Genomic DNA, 20,388 nt, shown 5'->3' on the forward strand with positions numbered 1-20,388 from the left:
CGTCGGCGGTTGGTTCCTTGTTTTGTTGTTTGTTTGGTTTATTTCATGAGGGAGTGTTTGTTCCGATGGGATTCGCCGTGGAAGCGGAGGATCCTGCCGTGGTGGACGATGCGGTCGATGACCGCGGCGGCCATGTCCCCGTCTCCGGACACGTCGCCCCATCTGCCGGACTCGAGGTTCGAGGCGGAGGTGACGCTGCGGGTCTCGTAGCTGTCCGCGCCGGCCTGGAACAGGAGCCTGGCCCCGTCGATGTCGATGGGCAGATGGCCGGGCTCGTCGATGATGACCGGCCCGGCCCCGCCTATCGACTTGAGCTCGGCGTCCAGCCTGTTGTCGTCCTTGGCCTTCCTCAAGCGCATGACCAGGCTGGAGGCGGCGAGGAACCTCGCGGGTATCATGCGTTGGCATGCGAGCATGCCGATCGCGATGGCCAGGTGGGTCTTGCCGCGGCCGACGTCGCCGTAGAGCACGAGATCCTCGGCCCGGTCGACGAATTCCAGGCTTTCCAGCTGTTCGCGGCCCCGGTCGGCGGGGAACGAGGCCATGCCCCCGGTCGTATCCGTCCAGGGTCTTGCTCTGGGGGAACCCGGCCTGTTTGGGCAGCCGCCGCCGTTTGGATTCGGCCCGGCTCGCGTTCTCGGCCGCCAGCAGGTTGGCGAGGAAGCCGAGCCGGCCGGGCGTGGCGTCCTCCAGGGCCTTCCCGGGCACGCTGTGTGTCAACGGCAGGTTGCGGGCGAGGCCCATGACCTGTTCCGGCGTGGCCTTGTCAGGAACGCGGCCGCCGCGCTGCCGCGGTTTTTGCCGGCTCATTCGGCCTCCTTCATGTATTTGTCGTAACGCTTCAGATCCTGCCCGCCTTCGGTTCCCGCACCCTCGAGGATGCGTTTGGCGCATGTGCCGATCGCCGCGCGGTCGACGGTCCGTCCCGCGTTGGTGACGGTCTCCACCGCTTTGACCGTGGCGGCGAGCCCGCAGTCGGCGGCAACGGCTCGGATGTCGTCGAGCGGATCGGAGCGCGTGCGTGCGTCCATGCGGTCGGGCAGGGCTCGCACGGTTTCGGGGAAATCGTTCCCGATCGGGCTTTCGCCCCATATGCGGGGCTTTCGCGCGATGATCGCGAGCAGGCTCGCCGGATCCGCCTGGGGTTCCGCCGAATGGCCCCAGATCCTCTCCGGCGTGGTGATCGTTTCGCCGTCGGGGCCCCGCGGTTCGATCTCGAAGACGCGCGCCCCGGCCTGCAGGCGCATGGAACGCCATTTCGGTCCGGCCGGATACCGGTTCGCGTCGATCGTGGCGGCGCCGGTCTTGTCGGTTTTCACGCTCCTCCAGTCGCACGGGTCGAACCGCACGCCGGGCAATGGAAGCATGTGGTCCTTCTCCGCCTCGAACAGTTCGATCACCGGAACATCATGCCGGCAGTGATCCGATCCGGCGACGCGTTCGCACGCGTCGAGCCACACGCGCGTCAGCGTTTGGAAGCTCCCGGCCGACGGCATCGGCACCATCAGGTTGCGCCCCGCGAAGCCGACGGCGTTCTCCACGCTTCCCTTCTCATGGCCGGAACACGGGTCGCGGAACCGGGGCCCGAACCCGTGATGCGCGCAGAACAGGGAGAACAAGCGGGTCCGGGCGGCCGTGCCGTCCGGCCTGCGATGGCCCACGCCGGTGGCGTTGTCGAACACCACCACCCTGGGCGCCATGCCCATGCGCTCGAAGATCCACAGCAGACCCTGGCACACGCACTCCGAGGTCTCGCCGGGAAGGGCGACCACCCGGCGCATGTTCGAATACGGGAACGACGCCACCAGGAAACGCGCCACGCGTTCGACTCCGGCGATCACGGCCCCGGCCTGGCCGAAATCGACCTGCATGCTGCCCGGCGTCCACTCCAACTCGGCGAAGCCGTCCGACTCCATGCGATGCTCCCGCCGCCAGCGCCTGACCCAGCGCTGCACCGACGAATACGAGCCCGTGAACCCGCACTCCGCCACGAGCCGCTCGTACACGCGCGTCGCGGTGTGGCGCTGCTTGACGGGCATGCGCAGATCCGCGGCCGGCCACCCGTCCACGACGGCCGAATACCCCGCGTCGACCAGCGACCTGCCCGCATGCCCCGAGCCAAGGGGCTTGGGAGAGTAATCCCCGTGGTCGGCGTACCTGGCCACGGTCGTGCGCGATACGCCGAGTTTCCGCGATATCCCCCTGTGGCTCAGGCCCTGGCGGTCGAGCTGCCTGATACGCCGTCGGACACACACCGGTGCCGTCATTTCCTTTCCTCCCGGGAACCATCAGTTTGGTTGACAGGCACTCGGGAATCCACCAAGGAACCGGACGATGCCGGTGTTCCCATTCCACCGGCGCCATCACCGCCGACACCGTCCAAATTGAACGCTCAGGGTGTTCAGGAACAAGTGCCGACAGTGAACACCTTTATTCGATCACACACAGCTCATATACCGGAACCACCACACCGGCCTGGAACAACCACGCTCCGACCTCAACGACTATGTGTGGTGGTCCGACGACCAAAGACTCCGCTCCACCCTCGGATACCGGAGCCCCAACGAATTCACACAACAAGGACTCGTCCTCTAAAGAATTGCCCAACACGCCGGTGCCAATCCAAATTGTCCCGATGCGAGGTCGTCCTGGAAGAGTCATCAAACGTCGCGCGAGCCTGGGCCTTCGTGACCTGCAGCTACCAGACGAGCAACTCCCGCACCGTGGTCTACGCGAAGGAGGTGGAAGGATGGGATTCGCGCCCTTCGGAATAGGGCTCCTCATGGGGTTCCTCACGCTCACGGCCTACGCCTGCTGCGCAGCCGGCGACGACTGAGACTAGGGATTGTAGATTGAAGCTACAACCGAATATGGTCCTTCGACCCCTTGCCGCTATATCTCGGCAAGGGGTCTTGCATGTGGTGAGATAATTTACGTACTTGATAGAAACAAGACGATGCCGGCTGCTTCTCGATAAGCTTCCGGTTGTTCATGAACAGAGGTGCGCAATTGGGAAAGATAAAGCTGCAAGACGTCAAAAGGGCTATCGACATCGGAAAGGACGTCCTGCCCTTCGTTGAACCCGCTATGAACAAATACGGACCCGCTCTGATCGACTGGACGCAGCAAAGGGGAAAGCAGGCAGCAGATAGTCTGGGAGAAGCCAGGGACTCATTCCTTTCAAAGGGCCAGACAATCAAAGACAGGAAGGAGCAGCAAAAGTCACTCGAGGCGGCCCGCAAGAAGGCCGTGGCAAGCTCACTTCCACCAATCTCCGCAAAGGAGTTCTTCGAGAACTTCGAGAACAACGTCTCCAGCGAAGCTGACCTCAGCGATGGGTACATGGCGATCGCCGGCTGCTACGCCGTCGCCACGATGAAATCGGCACGAGAGAAAGACCCTTCCGCCTACGAGGACGTCTATGTCGGTTGCGGCAAATCCATGGGCTTCAGCATATACACCCAGCTTTGCGGCTTCGGCAACGTCGACGTCTACGCCGACTTCAAGTTCAAAAGACCCATGATGATCCTGCTCTTCCCGTGCGAGGAGAAAGACCTCGAGATCCGCTATGAGGCCCTCGTCAGGGATCTTCAGGCCGAGAGCTCGTACAACAAATGGGACGTCCTGACGCGCTCCGATGAGGCGAGATAGGCGCTAAGAGCATGAGCGACAAAGAACTTGCGCCAATTAGCGTCGAGGTTGTTACAATCGACGACCTCGACAGCATCAAGGTCATCGCCAACACCAATACGAGCAAAGAGAACAACGCCGGCATCGGAGAGCGGGCGAACGCCTTTCTCGGCCTCGCCTCGAACGTCATAGACCTCGTCGAGGGAAAGCAGCTTTACAAAGTCGAGGTCCCCGAGGGCTACAGCCTTAAGGACCTTGTCGCCTCGAAGAAGGATCCGGAAGCGGTGAGAGCCCTCGTCCGAGACCCGAAAGGTTGCCTGAGCGGCGACGTCTCCCTCAAAGCAGCCGGGGTCGGCCCCGCGCAGATCGCCAGCGTCGGCCTTGCCGCAGCGGCGATGGTTGTCGGCCAGGCGTACATGACCGAAATCAGCGACAGCCTCCAGCGTATCGACGCCAAGCTGGAATCGATCGCCTCCATGATTGCCGGCGATCAGAGGGCAAAGGTCAAAAACGCCCTGGACATCGCCAGAACCTACGCAGCCCTTCATGACGATTACCTCCAGAAACCCGCCGAGGCGCGCCAGGCGGCAAGAAACGAGATCGAGGGCAGGTACAACGACGTCGGCCAGGTGATCGATTGGATTACCGGGCAGCTCGCCGGTATCGAAGGCAAGGCCAGAGACGCTGCCGAGCGTGAGAAGGACCTCGAACCGCTACTTAAAGAGATCCAATCCTACGAGGCTCAGTTCGGCATGTGCCTCCAAGCCCTGTCGGCGCTCGCCATGACGCGCATGTACTACGACGGCAGCATGGATGACCGCAGCGCCCTGATCGAAGAGCAGCGGATACTCGACAAATCTCAGGGCTTCCTGAAAAAGAGGCAGGTCCTCGCCGCGCTCATGGAGATGAAGATCGGGGGCATGAAAGGAGCGCCCATCGCGCTTCCGCGCGGCACCCAGGGAAACGCCCTCAAGAGGCTGGTCTCCCAGACGCCTAGAGCCGCCGCAAAGGAACAGATCCTCGAGGCCAAGGTCGAGATGCGCGCGAGCCTACGCTCAGGAGAGTCGAAACTGAGGTCCGAAGCCGAAGACCGAAAAGGCGAGATCGAACGCATCGCAGCGGCATCCCGGACAGCCAGAACGCTGCTCACAGACGGGACCGACTGCTGGCTCATCGACGATCAGGAAGATTAGAAAGCAAGAAGAAGAGGCGGGCAATTGCCCGCCTCTTCCTACATCACCCACTTGAACACGGCGCGGAACAGCCAGACGAAAAAGCCCAGCGTGACCTTCAGCGCCGCCTTGAGGAACCTACCAAGACTCTTCATCGACGTCGCCCCAATCTTCCTTGACCTTGCGGGCACCCTCGTCGGTGCCCTCTTCCTTCTCCTCCGCGAGCATCCTCGCCAGCTCGTCGGGCACGCCCGGGACCTCCGCCCTCCCCAGAGCGCGCTGCAGGTTCCTTATCTGCGACTTCAGCAGTTTTGAGGGAGGGGCCACGTGCTCGCGGTAGCAAGCGCAAATCGCAGCCGCATCACATAGGTAGCCCCGCACCCGGGCGAACGCCTCGTCGCCGTCGAGCAGGACGCGGCGGGCGCGCCCGAGCTCGGCCTCCGAGGCCAGCATGAAGCGCCATCCGCGGGACTTGCGCGCCGCCGGTATGCCGTCCGCGGGCGCGTCGGCGCACCAGTCGTCGCGCACCTGGTGCCAGTTCGCCGTGAGCCAGAGCCCCTTCTCGGGATCCTCGCGCATCTCGAGCTCGAACTCCGTGAGCATGTTCGCGCCGGAGAACGGCGATCCATCCGTGAACGAGAGCGTGTCGAACAGCGTCGTCCTGCCGCCCTCGTACTCTATCTTCACCATCATCTCCGGCCCCTCTCCCTGCGCTGGTCCTGCTGGGCCCACTGCCGCTCGGCGGCGAGGATTCGCTGTCGCTCGTCCTCGCGGCGGCCGTCGCGAGAGTTTCCTTCGGCAGCACCGCGCCCGTCGCCGTCCCCGTAGCGGGTCTTGAGCGGCATGAGCCCGTTCATCGCCATGTAGTCGCGCGCAGCCTCGAGGCGGCGATAGCCCTCGCCGCCCGCCTGACCACGCCGCTCGAGCGTAGCCATCCTGAGACCGAACTCCTCGATGGACTCGACGTCGAACTTCGCGCAGGTCACGAGCGCCGAGGAGAGCCTGCTCAGCTCCGACAGGTCGTTGAGCTCGAGGGCGCGCTCGGCGGCCCCGCGGATGCGCGCGGCGCTCGCGTCCGTGGGACGGTAGGCACCCTCGCGATCGAAGCGGCGGCGGAGCATCTCCTTGCCGTAGACGAACCCCAGGCGCTCGCCGCTGACCTTCTTAGACGGCTCCTCGGCAAGGCTGAACACCCAGTCGTCCCGCTGCGCCTTGGCCGAGTTGTCGGCGACGTGCACGCCAAGGGCGTCGAGGATGCCGAGGAACTCCGCCTCGTCGCGCGCCGTGGTCTTGGCGAGCGCGACGCGGGCGCGGATGTCGCCGACCCACGAGTAGCCGCCCGCGCCTGCCCGCCCGCGCCTGCCCGCCCGTGCGCCTCCCGCTCGGTATTTATCCTCCTAATCACCTCGTAGGCGCTGCCTTTCTTGATCCTCAGCAGCTCGGTGACCTCGTCGGCGTCCAGCATGTGCGGCCTCGGCGTCTTCGCCACCTTCTCGTCCATGGCTCCTCCTATCAATAGCGTACGTATACGTACGTTTTACAGATTGAGAGTAAACGTACACATCTGTACCGCCAATAGAATTACGTACATTTTCGTACGCTGATAAGATGAGCGGGTACGTAATTCCAGGAGGAGGTCGCATGTCCGTAGGCGAGAACATAAGGCGGTACCGCAAGTTGCGGGGCATGACGCAGGCGCAGCTCGCCGAGGCCGTCGGCCTGACCGAGGGGGCCGTGCGCCACTATGAGAGCGGCATCCGAGCCGTGAAGCCCGAGCTGCTCGAGTCCATCGCCGATACGCTCGGCGTGTCCGTGAACGCCCTCAAGGATTACGGCGTCGAGAACGCGGGCGACCTCATGTCGCTGCTCGTGCGGCTGGAGGACTCCTTCGGCATCGTGCCCGCAGCCGACGGCGCGGGGCTCTCCTTGAACCCCAAGGCTCCGCACGCGCCCAAAGCCGCGACGGCGATCAGGCTGTGGGCAGAGAAGCGCGCGCAGCTGGAGAACGGCGAGATCGACGCCCGAGAATACGAGGACTGGAAAGCCTCGCTGTAGCGGCTCCCCGCATATCGCAATCAACGAAATCGAATCAGGATGGCAGACTAGGCAGTGCGCGCCGCGCATTCCTGTGTCTGCTGAGTTTTTACTCCCCGTTGCGTGCCGAGATATTTCTGGCGTGCCTGGGGAGTAAATGCCGCGGTGGCTTACATGGCGGCACATGGCGGTATGTCGCGGCATTCCCCTGGATACTCCCGTTTTCATTGAGACGGCGAGATTCTTTACTCCCCATTAACGACCTGGGAAAACGCCGTGTAAGAACCGCCGAAAAGCCCGTTGAGTTTGATTTGAGTTTCACTGACCCAGAAACGGCCCCGTTTCGCCCTCGGAACAAAAACCGAGTGACCACTCACTTGGGATAAATCCTTACTCCCATTCCCCCGAATACCGCCCCGTGCCTTGCTGTCTTGAAGCGCGGGGAGTAAATGGCGAAATCGCAGGTGAGAGGGAGTAAAAGTGCAAAGAAAAAGCCTCCGTCCCAACACGGGAACGGAGGCTCGATTACCGTATTTACTCACCGCCGTCGCTGGTGGCTTTGCCATGACTCTCGTACGAAACGAAACTCAGCGGCACAGTGCGGCACTCAAAAGTGCAGGTCAAAGCCCTATCGGCTTACTCCCACTCAATAGTGGCGGGCGGCTTGGAGGTGCAATCCAGCACGACGCGATTGATCTGGCGGCACTCGTTGGTGATGCGCGTGGAAATCGTGGCCAGCACGTCATAAGGCACGCGAGACCAGTCAGCGGTCATGGCGTCTTCGGAAGACACCGGACGCAGCACGATGGGGGAGCCATATGTACGCTCGTCTCCCTGCACGCCGACGGAATGGACATCGGCCAGCAGCACGACCGGGCACTGCCAGATGTCACGGTCAAGGCCGGCCTTGGAAAGCTCCTCACGGGCGATGGCATCGGCTTCACGCAGCAGATCAAGACGTTCCTTGGTGATTTCGCCGATGATACGGATACCCAAGCCGGGGCCTGGGAAGGGCTGACGCCATACGATTTCGTCGGGCAGACCAAGTTCGGTGCCGATGGCACGCACCTCATCCTTGAACAGGGTGCGTAGCGGCTCGATGAGCTGGAACTTGATGTCCTTGGGCAGGCCGCCGACATTGTGGTGAGACTTGATGTTGGCTGCGCCGTCGCCACCGCCGGATTCAACGACATCCGGGTAGAGCGTGCCCTGCACGAGGAACTTGACTTCCTTGCCGCGGGCGCCGGCCTCTTCGAGTACCTGACGCTGGGCCTTTTCAAACGTGCGAATGAACTTCTCGCCGATGATCTTGCGCTTACGTTCCGGCTCGGAGACGCCCTTCAGCGCCTTGAGGAAGTCATCGGCCGCGTCCACGGTGATGAGCTTGATGCCGGTGGCGGCCACGAAGTCATGCTTGACCTGCTCGACCTCGCCCTTGCGCAGCAGACCGTGATCCACGAACACGCAGGTGAGTTGGTCTCCAATGGCCTTGTGTACCAGAGCGGCGGCAACGGCAGAATCCACACCACCAGACAGACCGCAGATTACTTCGGCATCGCCGACCTTCTCGCGGATTTTCTTGACCTGGTCCTCAATAATGGAGGAGGCATCCCAATCGTTGGGCAACGCGGCGCAGCGGTGCAGGAAGTTCTCGATGAGCTTCTGGCCGAGCGGCGAATGCTTGACTTCCGGATGCCACTGCACGCCATACAACTTGCGGGACTCATCGGCCATGGCGGCAACAGGTGCGCCTTCGGTATGTGCGAGCACCGTGAAGCCTGCCGGAGCCTGCTCAACGGCCACGCCATGGCTCATCCACGTGGTCTGTTCGGCGGGGGAGTCGGCAAGAATGCCCTCGGCATCATCAATCGCGGCCTCGGTCTTGCCATATTCGCCCAGGGCGGCCTTATCCACCTTGCCGCCGAGCTCGTAGGCCATGACCTGGAAGCCGTAGCAGATGCCGAGCACCGGAACACCGGACTCGAATACCTTAGTATCTATGGTCGGAGCACCGGGCTCGAATACGGAGGCCGGGCCACCGGACAGAATAATCGCCTTCGGATCCTTGGCCAGGATCTCGTCAACGGGCATGGAATGAGGGACCAGTTCAGAGTAGACGCCGGCCTCGCGTACGCGGCGGGCGATGAGCTGGGCGTACTGGGCGCCGAAGTCGACGACAAGCACAGGACCGTTTGCCATTGATTTTCCCCTAACGTTTATTGGGATTCACCGTGGGTTGAACATCAACGATTATCACCGGTCAATACGACAAGCCCGACACGCGATGGCTCTGTGCGGAAAACGAACAAATTTCTGGTCTTCACAGGAACAACACGCCGGTTTCGAACATGGCGAATCGAACGTACGACAATGGCATGAACAATGGGTTTTCCGCTTATTCTCGCCCATTTGCGCATTTCTGACATGTGAACCGAATGCTCACAAACCAATGGTTGAATCGCACAAATATTGAAATTTCCGGCACAATTTCGAACACACCCGCAAGAAATCGTTCAAAAGTCGTGTTGTCCTCGTACCATGACGATTGATTGGGAACGGGAATCCTTGGCGCCGCAAGGAACCAAGGCCCGCGACCTAACGGAAATAATCAATCGCACGATCACGTGCAGGAGTACAGGAGTACACATGACGAGTCCTGTTATTGGCACCCCTTGGAAGAAGCTCAACGCTCCGGTTTCCGAGGAGTCCCTCGAAGGCGTTGACAAGTACTGGCGCGTTGCCAACTACCTTTCCATCGGCCAGATTTATCTGCGTTCCAACCCGCTGATGAAGGCTCCCTTCACCCGCGAAGATGTGAAGCACCGTCTGGTCGGCCACTGGGGCACTACCCCTGGCCTGAACTTCCTCATCGGCCACATCAACCGCTTCATCGCTGACCACGGCCAGAACACCGTGATCATCATGGGCCCGGGCCACGGTGGCCCGGCTGGTACCTCCCAGTCCTACCTGGACGGCACCTATACCGAGACCTTCCCGAAGATTACCAAGGATGAGGCTGGTCTGCAGAAGTTCTTCCGTCAGTTCTCCTACCCGGGCGGTATCCCGTCCCACTTCGCTCCGGAGACCCCGGGCTCCATCCACGAGGGTGGTGAGCTGGGCTACGCTCTGTCTCACGCTTACGGCGCCATCATGGACAACCCGAGCCTGTTCGTCCCGGCCATCGTCGGCGACGGCGAAGCTGAGACCGGCCCGCTGGCTACCGGCTGGCAGTCCAACAAGCTCGTGAACCCGCGCACCGACGGTATCGTGCTGCCGATCCTGCACCTCAACGGCTACAAGATCGCCAACCCGACCATCCTGTCCCGCATCTCCGACGAAGAGCTCCACGAGTTCTTCCACGGCATGGGTTACGAGCCCTACGAGTTCGTCGCTGGCTTCGACGATGAAGATCACATGTCCATCCACCGCCGCTTCGCCGAGCTGTGGGAGACCATCTGGGACGAGATCTGCGACATCAAGGCCGCCGCTCAGACCGACAACGTGCACCGTCCGTTCTACCCGATGCTGATCTTCCGCACCCCGAAGGGTTGGACCTGCCCGAAGTACATCGACGGCAAGAAGACCGAGGGCTCCTGGCGCGCTCACCAGGTGCCGTTGGCTTCCGCCCGCGACACCGAGGCCCACTTCGAGGTCCTCAAGAACTGGCTCGAGTCCTACAAGCCGGAAGAGCTGTTCGACGCCAACGGCGCTGTCAAGGACGACGTCCTTGCCTTCATGCCGAAGGGTGAGCTGCGTATCGGTGCCAACCCGAACGCCAACGGTGGTGTGATTCGCGACGACCTGAAGCTGCCGAACCTCGAGGACTACGAGGTCAAGGAAGTGGCTGAGTACGGCCACGGCTGGGGCCAGCTCGAGGCCACCCGTACCCTGGGTGCCTACACTCGTGACATCATCCGCAACAACCCGCGCGACTTCCGTATCTTCGGACCGGATGAGACCGCTTCCAACCGTCTGCAGGCTTCCTACGAGGTCACCAACAAGCAGTGGGATGCTGGCTACATCTCCGATGAGGTCGACGAGCACATGCACGTCTCCGGCCAGGTCGTCGAGCAGCTGTCCGAGCACCAGATGGAAGGCTTCCTCGAGGCCTACCTGCTGACCGGTCGTCACGGTATCTGGAGCTCCTACGAGTCCTTCGTCCACGTGATCGACTCCATGCTCAACCAGCACGCCAAGTGGCTTGAGGCTACCGTCCGCGAGATTCCGTGGCGCAAGCCGATCGCCTCCATGAACCTGCTGGTCTCCTCCCACGTTTGGCGTCAGGACCACAACGGCTTCTCCCACCAGGACCCGGGTGTCACCTCCGTCCTGCTGAACAAGTGCTTCCACAACGACCACGTCATCGGCATCTACTTCGCCACCGATGCGAACATGCTGCTGGCCATCGCCGAGAAGTGCTACAAGTCCACCAACAAGATCAACGCCATCATCGCCGGCAAGCAGCCCGCTGCCACCTGGCTGACCCTGGACGAGGCTCGTGCCGAGCTCGCCAAGGGTGCCGCCGCTTGGGATTGGGCTTCCACCGCCAAGAACAACGATGAGGCCGAGGTCGTGCTCGCCGCCGCTGGCGACGTCCCGACCCAGGAGATCATGGCTGCTTCTGACAAGCTGAAGGAACTGGGCGTCAAGTTCAAGGTTGTGAACGTTGCCGACCTGCTCTCTCTGCAGTCTGCCAAGGAGAACGACGAGGCTCTGAGCGACGAGGAGTTCGCTGACATCTTCACCGCCGACAAGCCGGTGCTGTTCGCATACCACTCCTACGCTCACGACGTGCGCGGTCTGATCTACGATCGTCCGAACCACGACAACTTCAACGTCCACGGCTACGAGGAGGAGGGCTCCACCACCACCCCGTACGACATGGTTCGCGTCAACCGCATCGACCGCTACGAGCTGACCGCCGAGACTCTGCGCATGATCGACGCCGACAAGTACGCCGACAAGATCGACGAGCTCGAGAAGTTCCGTGACGAGGCCTTCCAGTTCGCCGTCGACAAGGGCTACGACCACCCGGACTACACCGACTGGGTGTACTCCGGCGTGAACACCGACAAGAAGGGCGCCGTCACCGCCACTGCCGCCACCGCTGGCGACAACGAGTGATGACACCACTTCGGTGTTGTTAGTTCGCTAACACGAAGGGCTCGGGATTCGTCCCGGGCCCTTTTCGTTTCCCCGATTACCGGGGCTTCCCACCCGACATCCGGGCAACCGTCTATTGTGTTGAAGTGTTCTGAACACTGAAGATTACTTCAAGACATTCCAATCGAAGGGAATACGTCAGTTATGGCATTATCCGCAGCCATCGTTCTCGCTGCCGGTGAAGGCACCCGTATGCGTTCCAACAAGCCCAAAGTCCTGCACACCTTTGCGGGCAAGACCTTCCTCAACAGGGTCATGAATTCGGTCTCCGCGCTGAACCCCGGCACTCTTGCAGTAGTGGTGCACTTCCAAGCCGAGCGTGTCAGCGAAGCAGCCCGATCCTACGACGAGCACGTCACCATCGTGAACCAGGACGATATCCCCGGAACCGGCCGTGCCGTGCAGTGCGCGATGGCCCAGCTCGCCGCCCAGTCCGAACTTGACGGCCCGGTGCTAATCGCCGCCTCGGACATGCCGCTGCTGGATAGTGAGACGCTGCGCAAACTGGTCGAATTCCACACCGCATCCGGAAACGGCGCCACCGTGCTCACCACCATGCTTGATGATCCGACCGGCTACGGCCGCATCATCCGTGACCGTGAGGGCAACGTGCTGCGCATCGTCGAGCAGAAAGACGCCAACCGCAGCGAACTGGCCGTGCAGGAAGTGAACACCTCCGTCTATGTGTTCGAGGCCTCCGTGCTGGTCGAGGCCATCGCCGACCTCAAATCCAATAACGCCCAAGGCGAGTTCTATCTGACCGACGCGTTGGAGACCGCCAAGTCCGCAGGCAAGGTCGGCGCATTCGCCGCGCCAGATCCGCTCACCGTGGAAGGTGTGAACGACCGCGTGCAGCTTGCCGCGCTGTCCAAAGCCTATAACCGCCGCATCTGCGAACGCTGGATGCGCGATGGCGTGACCATTCTCGACCCGGAGACCACGTGGATTGAAGACGACGTGGAAATCGGTCGTGACGCCACCATCCTCCCCGGCTCCTTCCTGCAGGGCCACACGGTCATCGGACAGGAAGCTACAGTCGGCCCGTACACCACATTGATCGATGCGACGGTCGATGACGGTGCCGTGGTCGAGCGTTCCCGCGTGCAGGAATCCCACATCGGCGCGCGCACGAACATCGGACCGTGGACCTACCTGCGTCCGGGCAACGAATTCGGCGAGGACGCCAAGGCCGGTGCATTCGTCGAGATGAAGAAGGCTCACATCGGTAACGGCACCAAGGTGCCGCACCTGAGCTATGTGGGAGACGCCCAGCTTGGCGACCACACGAACGTCGGCGGCGGCACCATCACCGCCAACTATGACGGCGTGCACAAGAACCGTACCAAGATCGGCTCCGATTGCCACATCGGTGCAGGCAACCTGCTGGTGGCCCCGGTCGAAGTCGGCAATAATGTGACCTCCGGCGCCGGTTCCGTGATCCGTCACGCTGTTCCCGACGATACGATGGTCTACTCCGAAAACACGCAGCATAACGTCGAGGGCTGGAAGCCCGCTTGGGAGCGCTGAATCATGCCCGCAGTACAGGATTCCATCAACGCCATCCGCGTGGCCGCCGAGGCGGCAGACCGTATCAAAGCCACTGATATCGTGGCTTTCGACGTTGCCGACCTGCTTGGCATCACCGACATCATGATGATTGCCGGTGCCTCGAACGAGCGTCAGGTGCTGGCCGTGGCCGAGGAAATCGAGAAGGATCTCTTCCTCAAGTGCGATGGCCGTCAGCCGCGTTCGCGCGAAGGTCTGACCGAGGGGCAGTGGATATTGCTGGACTATGGCGACTTCGTGATTCACGTCATGCATGATGAAGCCCGCGAATTCTACGGTCTTGAGCGTTTGTGGAAGGATTGCGAGAGCATCGATCTTCAGTTCGAGCATCCTGAAAGCGTGGCGGCATGACGGCTCAGCATGTTCGTTCCATATTTTTGGTTCGGCACGGACGTACGTCGTATAACGCGGCCCATAAGTTGCAAGGGCAGGTCGACATTCCGCTGGATGCCGTAGGCCAATGGCAGGTGCGTCAGACTGCTGCAGCGCTGAAGGACCTATACGTCGATCGCAGGCCGGAAACCGACGAACGCATCATCGTGTGTTCCGATCTGAGCCGTGCGCATGCCACCGCACAGGCTTTTGCAGATGTACTGGATGGCGCCGAAGTGCACGATGATCCTCGCGTACGCGAACGCAGTTTTGGCGATTGGGACGGTCATGCCGTATCCGAACTGGCTGAGCGATATCCTGAGGACTTCCGTTCCTGGATGGAGCATCGCGGCGGCGAGATGAAGTATGGCGCCGAGGCCAAAGAACATGTGGGGGAGCGTGGCGTCGAAGCCCTGCGTGACTGGTCCACGCGTGCCGGCACGGACACCGATCTCTTTGTGTTCTCCCATGGTGCGTGGATTGCACAGACGCTTCAGACGCTGCTGGGCATCACCGCAGTCGATCCCACTTTTTCGACGGTGATATCCATGCGCAATGCACACTGGGTGCGTTTGGTTCCCATGGATGAGCCTGATGACACGATTCGTTGGCGGCTCATGGACTATAACCACGGTCCAGCCGTCGCCGATACCGACGAGTGGGAACGGGAACGTTGATCTGAACAGCCGGTGATTGTGGTGTCGCCAAATCACGCCAATGTCATTTGGCGACACGCCGATTTGCAGGATACAGGAACCCGTCGTAATGTAGACAAGGTTCAAAAACGGACTGACAATTGAAAACGGGGCTATAGCGCAGCTGGTAGCGCATCTCCATGGCATGGAGAGGGTCGGGGGTTCGAATCCCCCTAGCTCCACGACGAAGCCATCGGCATGCATCTGGTGGTTTCTCCGCTGGTTCATGGCGGGTCGAACGACTCCCATGAATCGGATAGCTTCATTCGGGGCTATAGCGCAGCTGGTAGCGCATCTCCATGGCATGGAGAGGGTCGGGGGTTCGAATCCCCCTAGCTCCACAAACAAGGCCGGTGCAATATGCACCGGCCTTCTGTATTTGGCGTGCACCTTAGTCGTGCAGCACTCCGAAGTGCAGCAAGGCGTGTAATACGCCGTCATGATCCACATCATCCGTGACATAGTCGGCAGCGGCCTTGGGCTCGTCCGTGGCGTTGCCCATGGCGACCCCGATTCCGGCATAGGCCAGCATGTCCGTGTCGTTGCCGCCGTCGCCAAAGGCCATGGTCTGTTCGCGGGTGATGCCGTAATGCTTCATAAAACGCTGAATGCCTCGCGGTTTGCCACCATCGGCGGGAATCAGATCGGTGAAGTCCGGGTGCCAGCGCACGCCGCGTATGTTGCTGCACAGTCCCACCAGTTCGGCCTCCAGCTCGGGGTCGATGAACGGGCTGATTTGGAAAGTTTCATGCGTCAACGCCCGCACATGAGGATCCTCGAAATATTTGACGGGGGCGGTTTTGCCAAGACCGCTCCAGATCTGCTGCAATGCCTCGTTGGTATGGTTGAAGTAGACGTAATCCTTTTCACCAAAATCACACACCACATCGGGATGCTGGTCGAGCCAATCCAAAATCACGCGGATATCAGACTGATCCAAGGCCTGTGATTCAAGATATCCCTGTTCGTCAAAACAATATTGACCATTGAACGCCACAATGCCGTCGAATGAGATCGGCATGGTGTCCAGCACCACCTTCATCTGAGAAGGAGCGCGGCCGGTGCAGATAAGCACCTTGATGCCTGCTGATTGAAGCCGCTGAATAGCCTCAACGGTGGAATCGGGAACCTTGTGCGTGACGAAACTCGTGAGCGTGCCGTCGATGTCGAAAAACACAGCTTTAATGTCGGTGGTAGTCATGCTTCTATTTTCGAGGCTCCTCTCGACGCGCCAGACATGCTTATAGCGTGCTATCAACATCAGGCAACGCAATGTGTTGCATGCGCGCCATAAAAGACACCTATACGGCAATCCGCCATTTTTGACCATTTCTGGGATTTTGGGTGCTACGGTGAAACCTGTCATCAACGTGATGGGTTCGCTTGGGGAAGCGAATCACCGTAAGAGGATGCAACAGCAATTTCCATGAGAGAGAGGAACCATTCATCATGACAGCAGCAACCCAGCCGGCAACTCCGGCCGCTCCCAACAGCAACGAACCGGTGCGCGTGAACCACACCGCCCGTAACATCATCATTACCATCGTGGTCGTGGCGATCATCGCCGTGGCCGCGTTCTTCGGCTACCGCGCGGTGGCCGGCGCTAACGAATCCAGCGCCAAGGGCAGCAAAGACAACCCGGTCAAGATCGGTGTGGTCGGTGCCACCAACCCGGAATGGGTCAAGTTCAAGCAGAATGCCGAAAAGGCCGGCATCTATGTCGATATCGTGGACTTCCAGGACTACACTTCCGAGAACCCGGCCCTTGATTCCGACGAGCTGGACCTCAACGAGTTCCAGCACCTGCTCTACCTCGCCAACTACAACGTGAGCAACAACAAGGATCTGCAGCCCATCGGTGGCACCGCCATCTACCCGCTCGGCGTGTACTCCACCAAGGTCAAGGACATCAAGGACATCAAGCAGGGCGACACCGTCACCATTCCGAACGATGAGACCAACCAGGCCCGCGCCATCGGCGTGCTCAAGGCAGCAGGTCTCGTCACGCTCAAGGGCGACTGGACCGCCTTCTCCACCCCGGCCGACATCGATGAAGCCAAGAGCAAGGTCAAGGTCACCCCGCTGAAGGCCGAACAGGTGGCCACCACCCTCAAGGATCCGACCATCGCCGCCGGTGTGATCAACAACGATTACGTGGCCGACGCGGGCCTCAACCCGAAAGACGCCATCTATCAGGATGACGTCGAATCCGAGGAAGCCCGCCCATACATCAACGTGTGGGTGGCCCGCAAGACGGACGTGAACAACGAGACCTACAAGAAGCTCGTCTCCATCTTCCAGCAGAAGGACGTGCTCGACGCCCTCCAGGAGAACTCCGGCGGCACCGCGGTGTTTGCCGACAAGTTCAGCGCCAAGCAGCTGCAGGGCTTCCTGTCCGACATCGAGAAGGACGCCAAGGCCCAGAAGTAAGAGAACCATCGGCTGGTTTCCGCACCGAGCTGTAGTAGCGAGTATTCGATGCGCATAGCCTGCTGAACCGTAACGGAGCGAGCCGCCTGCATAAGGCCCGCTCCGTTACGGCATAACTAGACCGGACGCAATCGCCGGTATTCCAGCCCATACAACATTGGAGCAACAGTGAGCGACCCCATCATCACTTTTGATCACGTGGTCAAAGAGTTCAAGATACGAGGACGAAAGGCCGAGACCGCGCGAGCCGTGAATGATGTCAGCCTGAGCATTGACCGTGGCGACATTTTCGGCATCATCGGCTATTCCGGTGCCGGCAAATCCACTCTGGTGAGGCTGATCAACGCACTGGAGCGTCCCACTTCCGGCACGGTGACCGTGCTCGGTACCGACATCACGGCACTGAACGAGAGCAAGTTGCGCCCTATCAGGCAGAAAATCGGCATGATTTTCCAGCAGTTCAACCTGTTCTCCACCAAAACGGTGTCGCAAAACATCGCTTATCCGCTTCAGCTTGATCATTGGCGCAAGGACTATCAGGATCGGCGCGTCAAAGAGCTCCTGGAATTCGTGGGATTGGCCGAGCATGCGGATAAGTACCCCTCACAGCTGTCCGGTGGTCAGAAACAACGTGTCGGCATTGCTCGCGCGCTAGCCACCAATCCGGAAATCCTGCTCGCGGATGAGGCTACCAGCGCGCTCGACCCTGAAACCACCACCGAGGTACTGGCGTTGCTCAAGCGAGTGAATGAGGAATTCGGCATCACCATCGTGCTGATCACTCACCAGATGAACGTGGTCCAGCAGATTGCCAACCGTGTGGCGGTTATGAGTTCCGGACGCGTGGTCGAATCCGGTGACGTGTACGACGTATTCGCCGCGCCTCGCCAGCCAGTCACCAAACGGTTCATTGCCACCGCTTTGTCGGGGCTTCCTGAGGAAAGCCGTGTCGAACGTCTGCATGGCGAGTGGTCGGGACGCATTGTCACCGTACTCATCCGGCAAAAGGATGTCTCTGATGACCATGGGCGCACATTGCATGCCTCAGGGCAGAACATTTCAGAGCTGATCGCCAAATATGGTGTGGAATCCAGTCTGCTGTATGGCGGCATCGATACGGTCAAGGGATCGGCTATCGGCGCAATCACCTATGAATTCAACGGCCCTGGATGGCATGTGGACGAGTTTTTGCGTGAACTCGCGCAACACAGCGATGTCATTGATTTCGGCACCGCCGAGAAACCAGTGGCATACGCTGATGCGGTCGCCAATCATATTGCCGGTGCCGAAGCGGCCATAGCCAACCAGCAATCCGTGAGCCAGGATGAGTCGGCGGAAATCTCCGCCAGCCATGAAGGAGCCAACGCATGATTACCCTTGCCAACCCCCGTAGCGATTGGACTGTGCTGCGCCCGCTCCTGTTTGAATCTGTCGGTCAGACGCTGACGATGGTGCTTATCACTCTTGTCGTAGGAGGACTTCTTGGATTGATTCTTGGTGTGGTGCTCTATGGCACGCGTCCAGGCAATTTGTTTGAGAACGCCATCGTCTACCGGATTCTCGACGTGATCGTCAATATCGTCCGCCCGATCCCGTTCATCATCTTCCTGGCCGCCATGCAGCCGTTGACCATTGTGGTGGTCGGCACCTCCATCGGTACCGTGGCCGCCATCTTCCCGATGGTGGTGATGTGCACTTTTGCCACATCTCGTCTGGTTGAGCAGAATCTTGTTCCGGTCGATCCCGGCGTCATTGAGGCGGCGCGTTCGATGGGCGCCAGCAAATTCACCATCATCCGTACCGTGCTGATTCCCGAGGCCTTGGCCCCGTTGATTCTGGCCTATGCGTTCCTGTTCATCGGCGTGCTCGACATGTCTGCCATGGCCGGATACATCGGTGGCGGCGGACTTGGTAACTTCGCCATCGCTTACGGTTATCAGAAGTTCGACCAGACCGTCACATGGACGGCAGTGATCATCATGATCGTGCTGGTGCAGGTGGTGCAGGGCATCGCCAACGCCATTGCCAAGCGTCTGCTCAAGCGGCAGCAATGATCAATGATGTCTGCCGAGCCCTCGCCAATATGAAGCGGGGGCTTCGTCATATTGTCCGTTCTACTACAATCGAGAACCATGAGTGAACATATCGATATCGACCACGAACTCATTGCCATCCGTCACTATCTGCACGCCCACCCCGAGCGCAGTTTTCAGGAATTCGACACTAGTATCTACCTGACCGACCAGCTCAAGGCGCACGGCATCGAAATCCTGCCCAACTCCATGGAAACTGGTGTGGTGGGTCTTATCCAAGGGGAAGCCGGGCCCGGGCCACGCATCGGATTGCGCGCGGACATCGACGGCTTGCCCATTGTGGAGGATTCCGGGTTGGAATTCAGCTCCGTCAACAAAGGCGTGATGCACGGCTGCGGCCATGACCTGCACATGACCGGTCTGCTCGGAGCCGCCTTCTGGCTTGCCAATCACCGCGACAAATTCGCCGGCTCCATCAAGATCCTGTTCCAGCCCAGTGAGGAGACGGGGCAGGGTGCCCGTGCGATGATTGACGCCGGCTTGGTGGATGACGTCGATGCCATCATCGGTACCCACAACAACCCGAACTATGCCCCTGGTCAGCTTGCCATCGGTGTTGAACCGATGATGGCTGGCTGTGTGAAATTCCATGTGACGCTCCACGCTCAGGGGACGCATGCCGCCTACCCGTACAAAGGCACCGGCCCGCTTGAGGCGCTTGCCAGTATGATTTTGAGCCTACAGACCATCGTGAGCCGCAATGTGACGCCCTTCCATCCGCTGGTGCTGTCCGTCACGGAAGTGCATGGCGGCGACGTGTGGAACGTGGTGCCCGCCGAAGCCGGTTTCCAAGGCACGGTGCGTTACTTCCATAAGGAAGATGGCAATCTGGTGGGTCGTCGATTCAAGGAGGTCGTTGAACATACGGCTGAGGCGTACGGTATTACGGCCGATGTGGACTGGAACGATTTTCAGGATCCATTGGTCTCCAATCCGTCCCTCGCCAAGGCCGTGGCCGCCGACGTCAACGATTATGCGCAGCTTGAGCCGATTCGTCCGTCAATGGCGGGGGAGGACTTCTGCGAGTTTGCAAAAGTCACGTTGCCGGTGTTTGCGTTCGTGGGCTCAAACGGCCAAGAGGGTTGCGCCGACTGGCACAGCCCGCACTTCGTGGGTCTGGATGAATCCATCCCCACGTTCGTCAACTTCTATGTCAACGCCGCCCTGCGCGTACTCAACGAATTGAGGTAAATTCTTCTCTGGCTCCCCTCTCTGAGGGGAGCTGTCGCCGCA

The 20,388-nt window shown here is 60.5% G+C and carries 17 protein-coding genes, 2 tRNA genes and 1 pseudogene; 14 read left to right on the forward strand and 6 right to left on the reverse strand.

What is annotated here, in order from left to right; genetic code table 11:
- Window positions 1–38: 38 nt before the first annotated feature.
- Window positions 39–810 (reverse strand): annotated as a pseudogene (gene istB / locus BBBR_RS03705) (IS21-like element helper ATPase IstB).
- Entirely contained in the window at window positions 807–2,267 is a 1,461-nt protein-coding gene (istA, locus tag BBBR_RS03710; RefSeq protein WP_003828981.1) for an IS21 family transposase, read from the reverse strand. Before istA ends, istB begins: the two are co-directional and overlap by 4 nt.
- A gap of 208 nt (window positions 2,268–2,475) precedes the next feature.
- Between istA and BBBR_RS10225 the strand changes: the two genes are divergently transcribed.
- The 3 genes from BBBR_RS10225 (at window position 2,476) to BBBR_RS03720 (ending at window position 4,823) form a co-directional block, all read left to right on the forward strand.
- Window positions 2,476–2,595 (forward strand): hypothetical protein, encoded by a 120-nt coding sequence (locus tag BBBR_RS10225; protein ID WP_328514877.1) that lies wholly within the window; start codon window positions 2,476–2,478, stop codon window positions 2,593–2,595.
- Between the two features lie 414 nt (window positions 2,596–3,009).
- Window positions 3,010–3,651 (forward strand): hypothetical protein, encoded by a 642-nt coding sequence (locus BBBR_RS03715; protein ID WP_019728013.1) that lies wholly within the window; start codon window positions 3,010–3,012, stop codon window positions 3,649–3,651.
- A gap of 11 nt (window positions 3,652–3,662) precedes the next feature.
- Window positions 3,663–4,823: a hypothetical protein gene (locus BBBR_RS03720; RefSeq protein ID WP_003828987.1), complete on the forward strand. Its 1,161-nt coding sequence runs from the start codon at window positions 3,663–3,665 to the stop codon at window positions 4,821–4,823.
- 117 nt (window positions 4,824–4,940) lie between these two features.
- On the opposite strand, the gene BBBR_RS03725 is transcribed toward BBBR_RS03720, so the two are convergent.
- Both BBBR_RS03725 and BBBR_RS03730 read right to left on the reverse strand, forming a co-directional pair.
- Window positions 4,941–5,495: a hypothetical protein gene (locus tag BBBR_RS03725; RefSeq protein ID WP_003828989.1), complete on the reverse strand. Its 555-nt coding sequence runs from the start codon at window positions 5,493–5,495 to the stop codon at window positions 4,941–4,943.
- Window positions 5,492–6,040 carry a hypothetical protein gene (locus BBBR_RS03730; protein WP_003828991.1) on the reverse strand — a complete coding sequence of 183 codons (549 nt, stop codon included), beginning with the start codon at window positions 6,038–6,040 and terminating at the stop codon, window positions 5,492–5,494. The genes BBBR_RS03725 and BBBR_RS03730 overlap by 4 nt, the downstream gene beginning before the upstream one ends.
- 448 nt (window positions 6,041–6,488) lie before the next feature.
- Here BBBR_RS03730 and BBBR_RS03735 point away from each other — a divergent pair, with 448 nt between their 5' ends.
- Window positions 6,489–6,857, forward strand: coding sequence for a helix-turn-helix domain-containing protein (locus BBBR_RS03735; protein ID WP_230580159.1), 369 nt, complete (start codon window positions 6,489–6,491; stop codon window positions 6,855–6,857).
- Window positions 6,858–7,472: 615 nt separating this feature from the next.
- Here BBBR_RS03735 and guaA read toward each other — a convergent pair.
- Window positions 7,473–9,035: a glutamine-hydrolyzing GMP synthase gene (guaA, locus tag BBBR_RS03740; RefSeq protein WP_003828999.1), complete on the reverse strand. Its 1,563-nt coding sequence runs from the start codon at window positions 9,033–9,035 to the stop codon at window positions 7,473–7,475.
- Between the two features lie 447 nt (window positions 9,036–9,482).
- On the opposite strand from guaA, the gene BBBR_RS03745 reads away from it, so the two are divergent.
- The 6 genes from BBBR_RS03745 to BBBR_RS03770 all read left to right on the forward strand — a co-directional run bounded on the left by BBBR_RS03745 (window position 9,483) and on the right by BBBR_RS03770 (window position 14,973).
- Window positions 9,483–11,960: a phosphoketolase gene (locus BBBR_RS03745; RefSeq protein ID WP_025262910.1), complete on the forward strand. Its 2,478-nt coding sequence runs from the start codon at window positions 9,483–9,485 to the stop codon at window positions 11,958–11,960.
- A gap of 183 nt (window positions 11,961–12,143) precedes the next feature.
- Entirely contained in the window at window positions 12,144–13,526 is a 1,383-nt protein-coding gene (glmU, locus tag BBBR_RS03750) for a bifunctional UDP-N-acetylglucosamine diphosphorylase/glucosamine-1-phosphate N-acetyltransferase GlmU (protein ID WP_003829004.1), read from the forward strand.
- A gap of 3 nt (window positions 13,527–13,529) precedes the next feature.
- On the forward strand, window positions 13,530–13,916 hold the full coding sequence (gene rsfS / locus BBBR_RS03755) for a ribosome silencing factor (protein ID WP_003829005.1): 387 nt from the start codon (window positions 13,530–13,532) through the stop codon (window positions 13,914–13,916).
- Window positions 13,913–14,614: a histidine phosphatase family protein gene (locus BBBR_RS03760; RefSeq protein ID WP_003829007.1), complete on the forward strand. Its 702-nt coding sequence runs from the start codon at window positions 13,913–13,915 to the stop codon at window positions 14,612–14,614. Before rsfS ends, BBBR_RS03760 begins: the two co-directional genes overlap by 4 nt.
- 127 nt (window positions 14,615–14,741) lie before the next feature.
- Window positions 14,742–14,814, forward strand: a tRNA-Ala gene (locus tag BBBR_RS03765).
- A gap of 86 nt (window positions 14,815–14,900) precedes the next feature.
- Window positions 14,901–14,973: transfer RNA gene (locus BBBR_RS03770), tRNA-Ala, on the forward strand.
- A 50-nt stretch (window positions 14,974–15,023) separates the two neighbouring features.
- Here the strand turns inward: BBBR_RS03770 and BBBR_RS03775 are convergent.
- Window positions 15,024–15,833, reverse strand: coding sequence for a Cof-type HAD-IIB family hydrolase (locus BBBR_RS03775; protein WP_032738172.1), 810 nt, complete (start codon window positions 15,831–15,833; stop codon window positions 15,024–15,026).
- A 248-nt stretch (window positions 15,834–16,081) separates the two neighbouring features.
- Here BBBR_RS03775 and BBBR_RS03780 point away from each other — a divergent pair, with 248 nt between their 5' ends.
- The 4 genes from BBBR_RS03780 to BBBR_RS03795 all read left to right on the forward strand — a co-directional run bounded on the left by BBBR_RS03780 (window position 16,082) and on the right by BBBR_RS03795 (window position 20,346).
- On the forward strand, window positions 16,082–17,062 hold the full coding sequence (locus BBBR_RS03780; protein WP_003829010.1) for a MetQ/NlpA family ABC transporter substrate-binding protein: 981 nt from the start codon (window positions 16,082–16,084) through the stop codon (window positions 17,060–17,062).
- A 168-nt stretch (window positions 17,063–17,230) separates the two neighbouring features.
- A complete protein-coding gene (locus BBBR_RS03785) occupies window positions 17,231–18,433 on the forward strand; it encodes a methionine ABC transporter ATP-binding protein (RefSeq protein ID WP_003829011.1) in 1,203 nt (400 codons plus the stop codon).
- On the forward strand, window positions 18,430–19,116 hold the full coding sequence (locus tag BBBR_RS03790; protein WP_003829012.1) for a methionine ABC transporter permease: 687 nt from the start codon (window positions 18,430–18,432) through the stop codon (window positions 19,114–19,116). The genes BBBR_RS03785 and BBBR_RS03790 overlap by 4 nt, the downstream gene beginning before the upstream one ends.
- A gap of 78 nt (window positions 19,117–19,194) precedes the next feature.
- On the forward strand, window positions 19,195–20,346 hold the full coding sequence (locus BBBR_RS03795) for a M20 metallopeptidase family protein (RefSeq protein ID WP_003829014.1): 1,152 nt from the start codon (window positions 19,195–19,197) through the stop codon (window positions 20,344–20,346).
- Window positions 20,347–20,388 lie beyond the last annotated feature (42 nt).

This window comes from Bifidobacterium breve DSM 20213 = JCM 1192 (assembly GCF_001025175.1).
Taxonomy (GTDB): domain Bacteria; phylum Actinomycetota; class Actinomycetes; order Actinomycetales; family Bifidobacteriaceae; genus Bifidobacterium; species Bifidobacterium breve.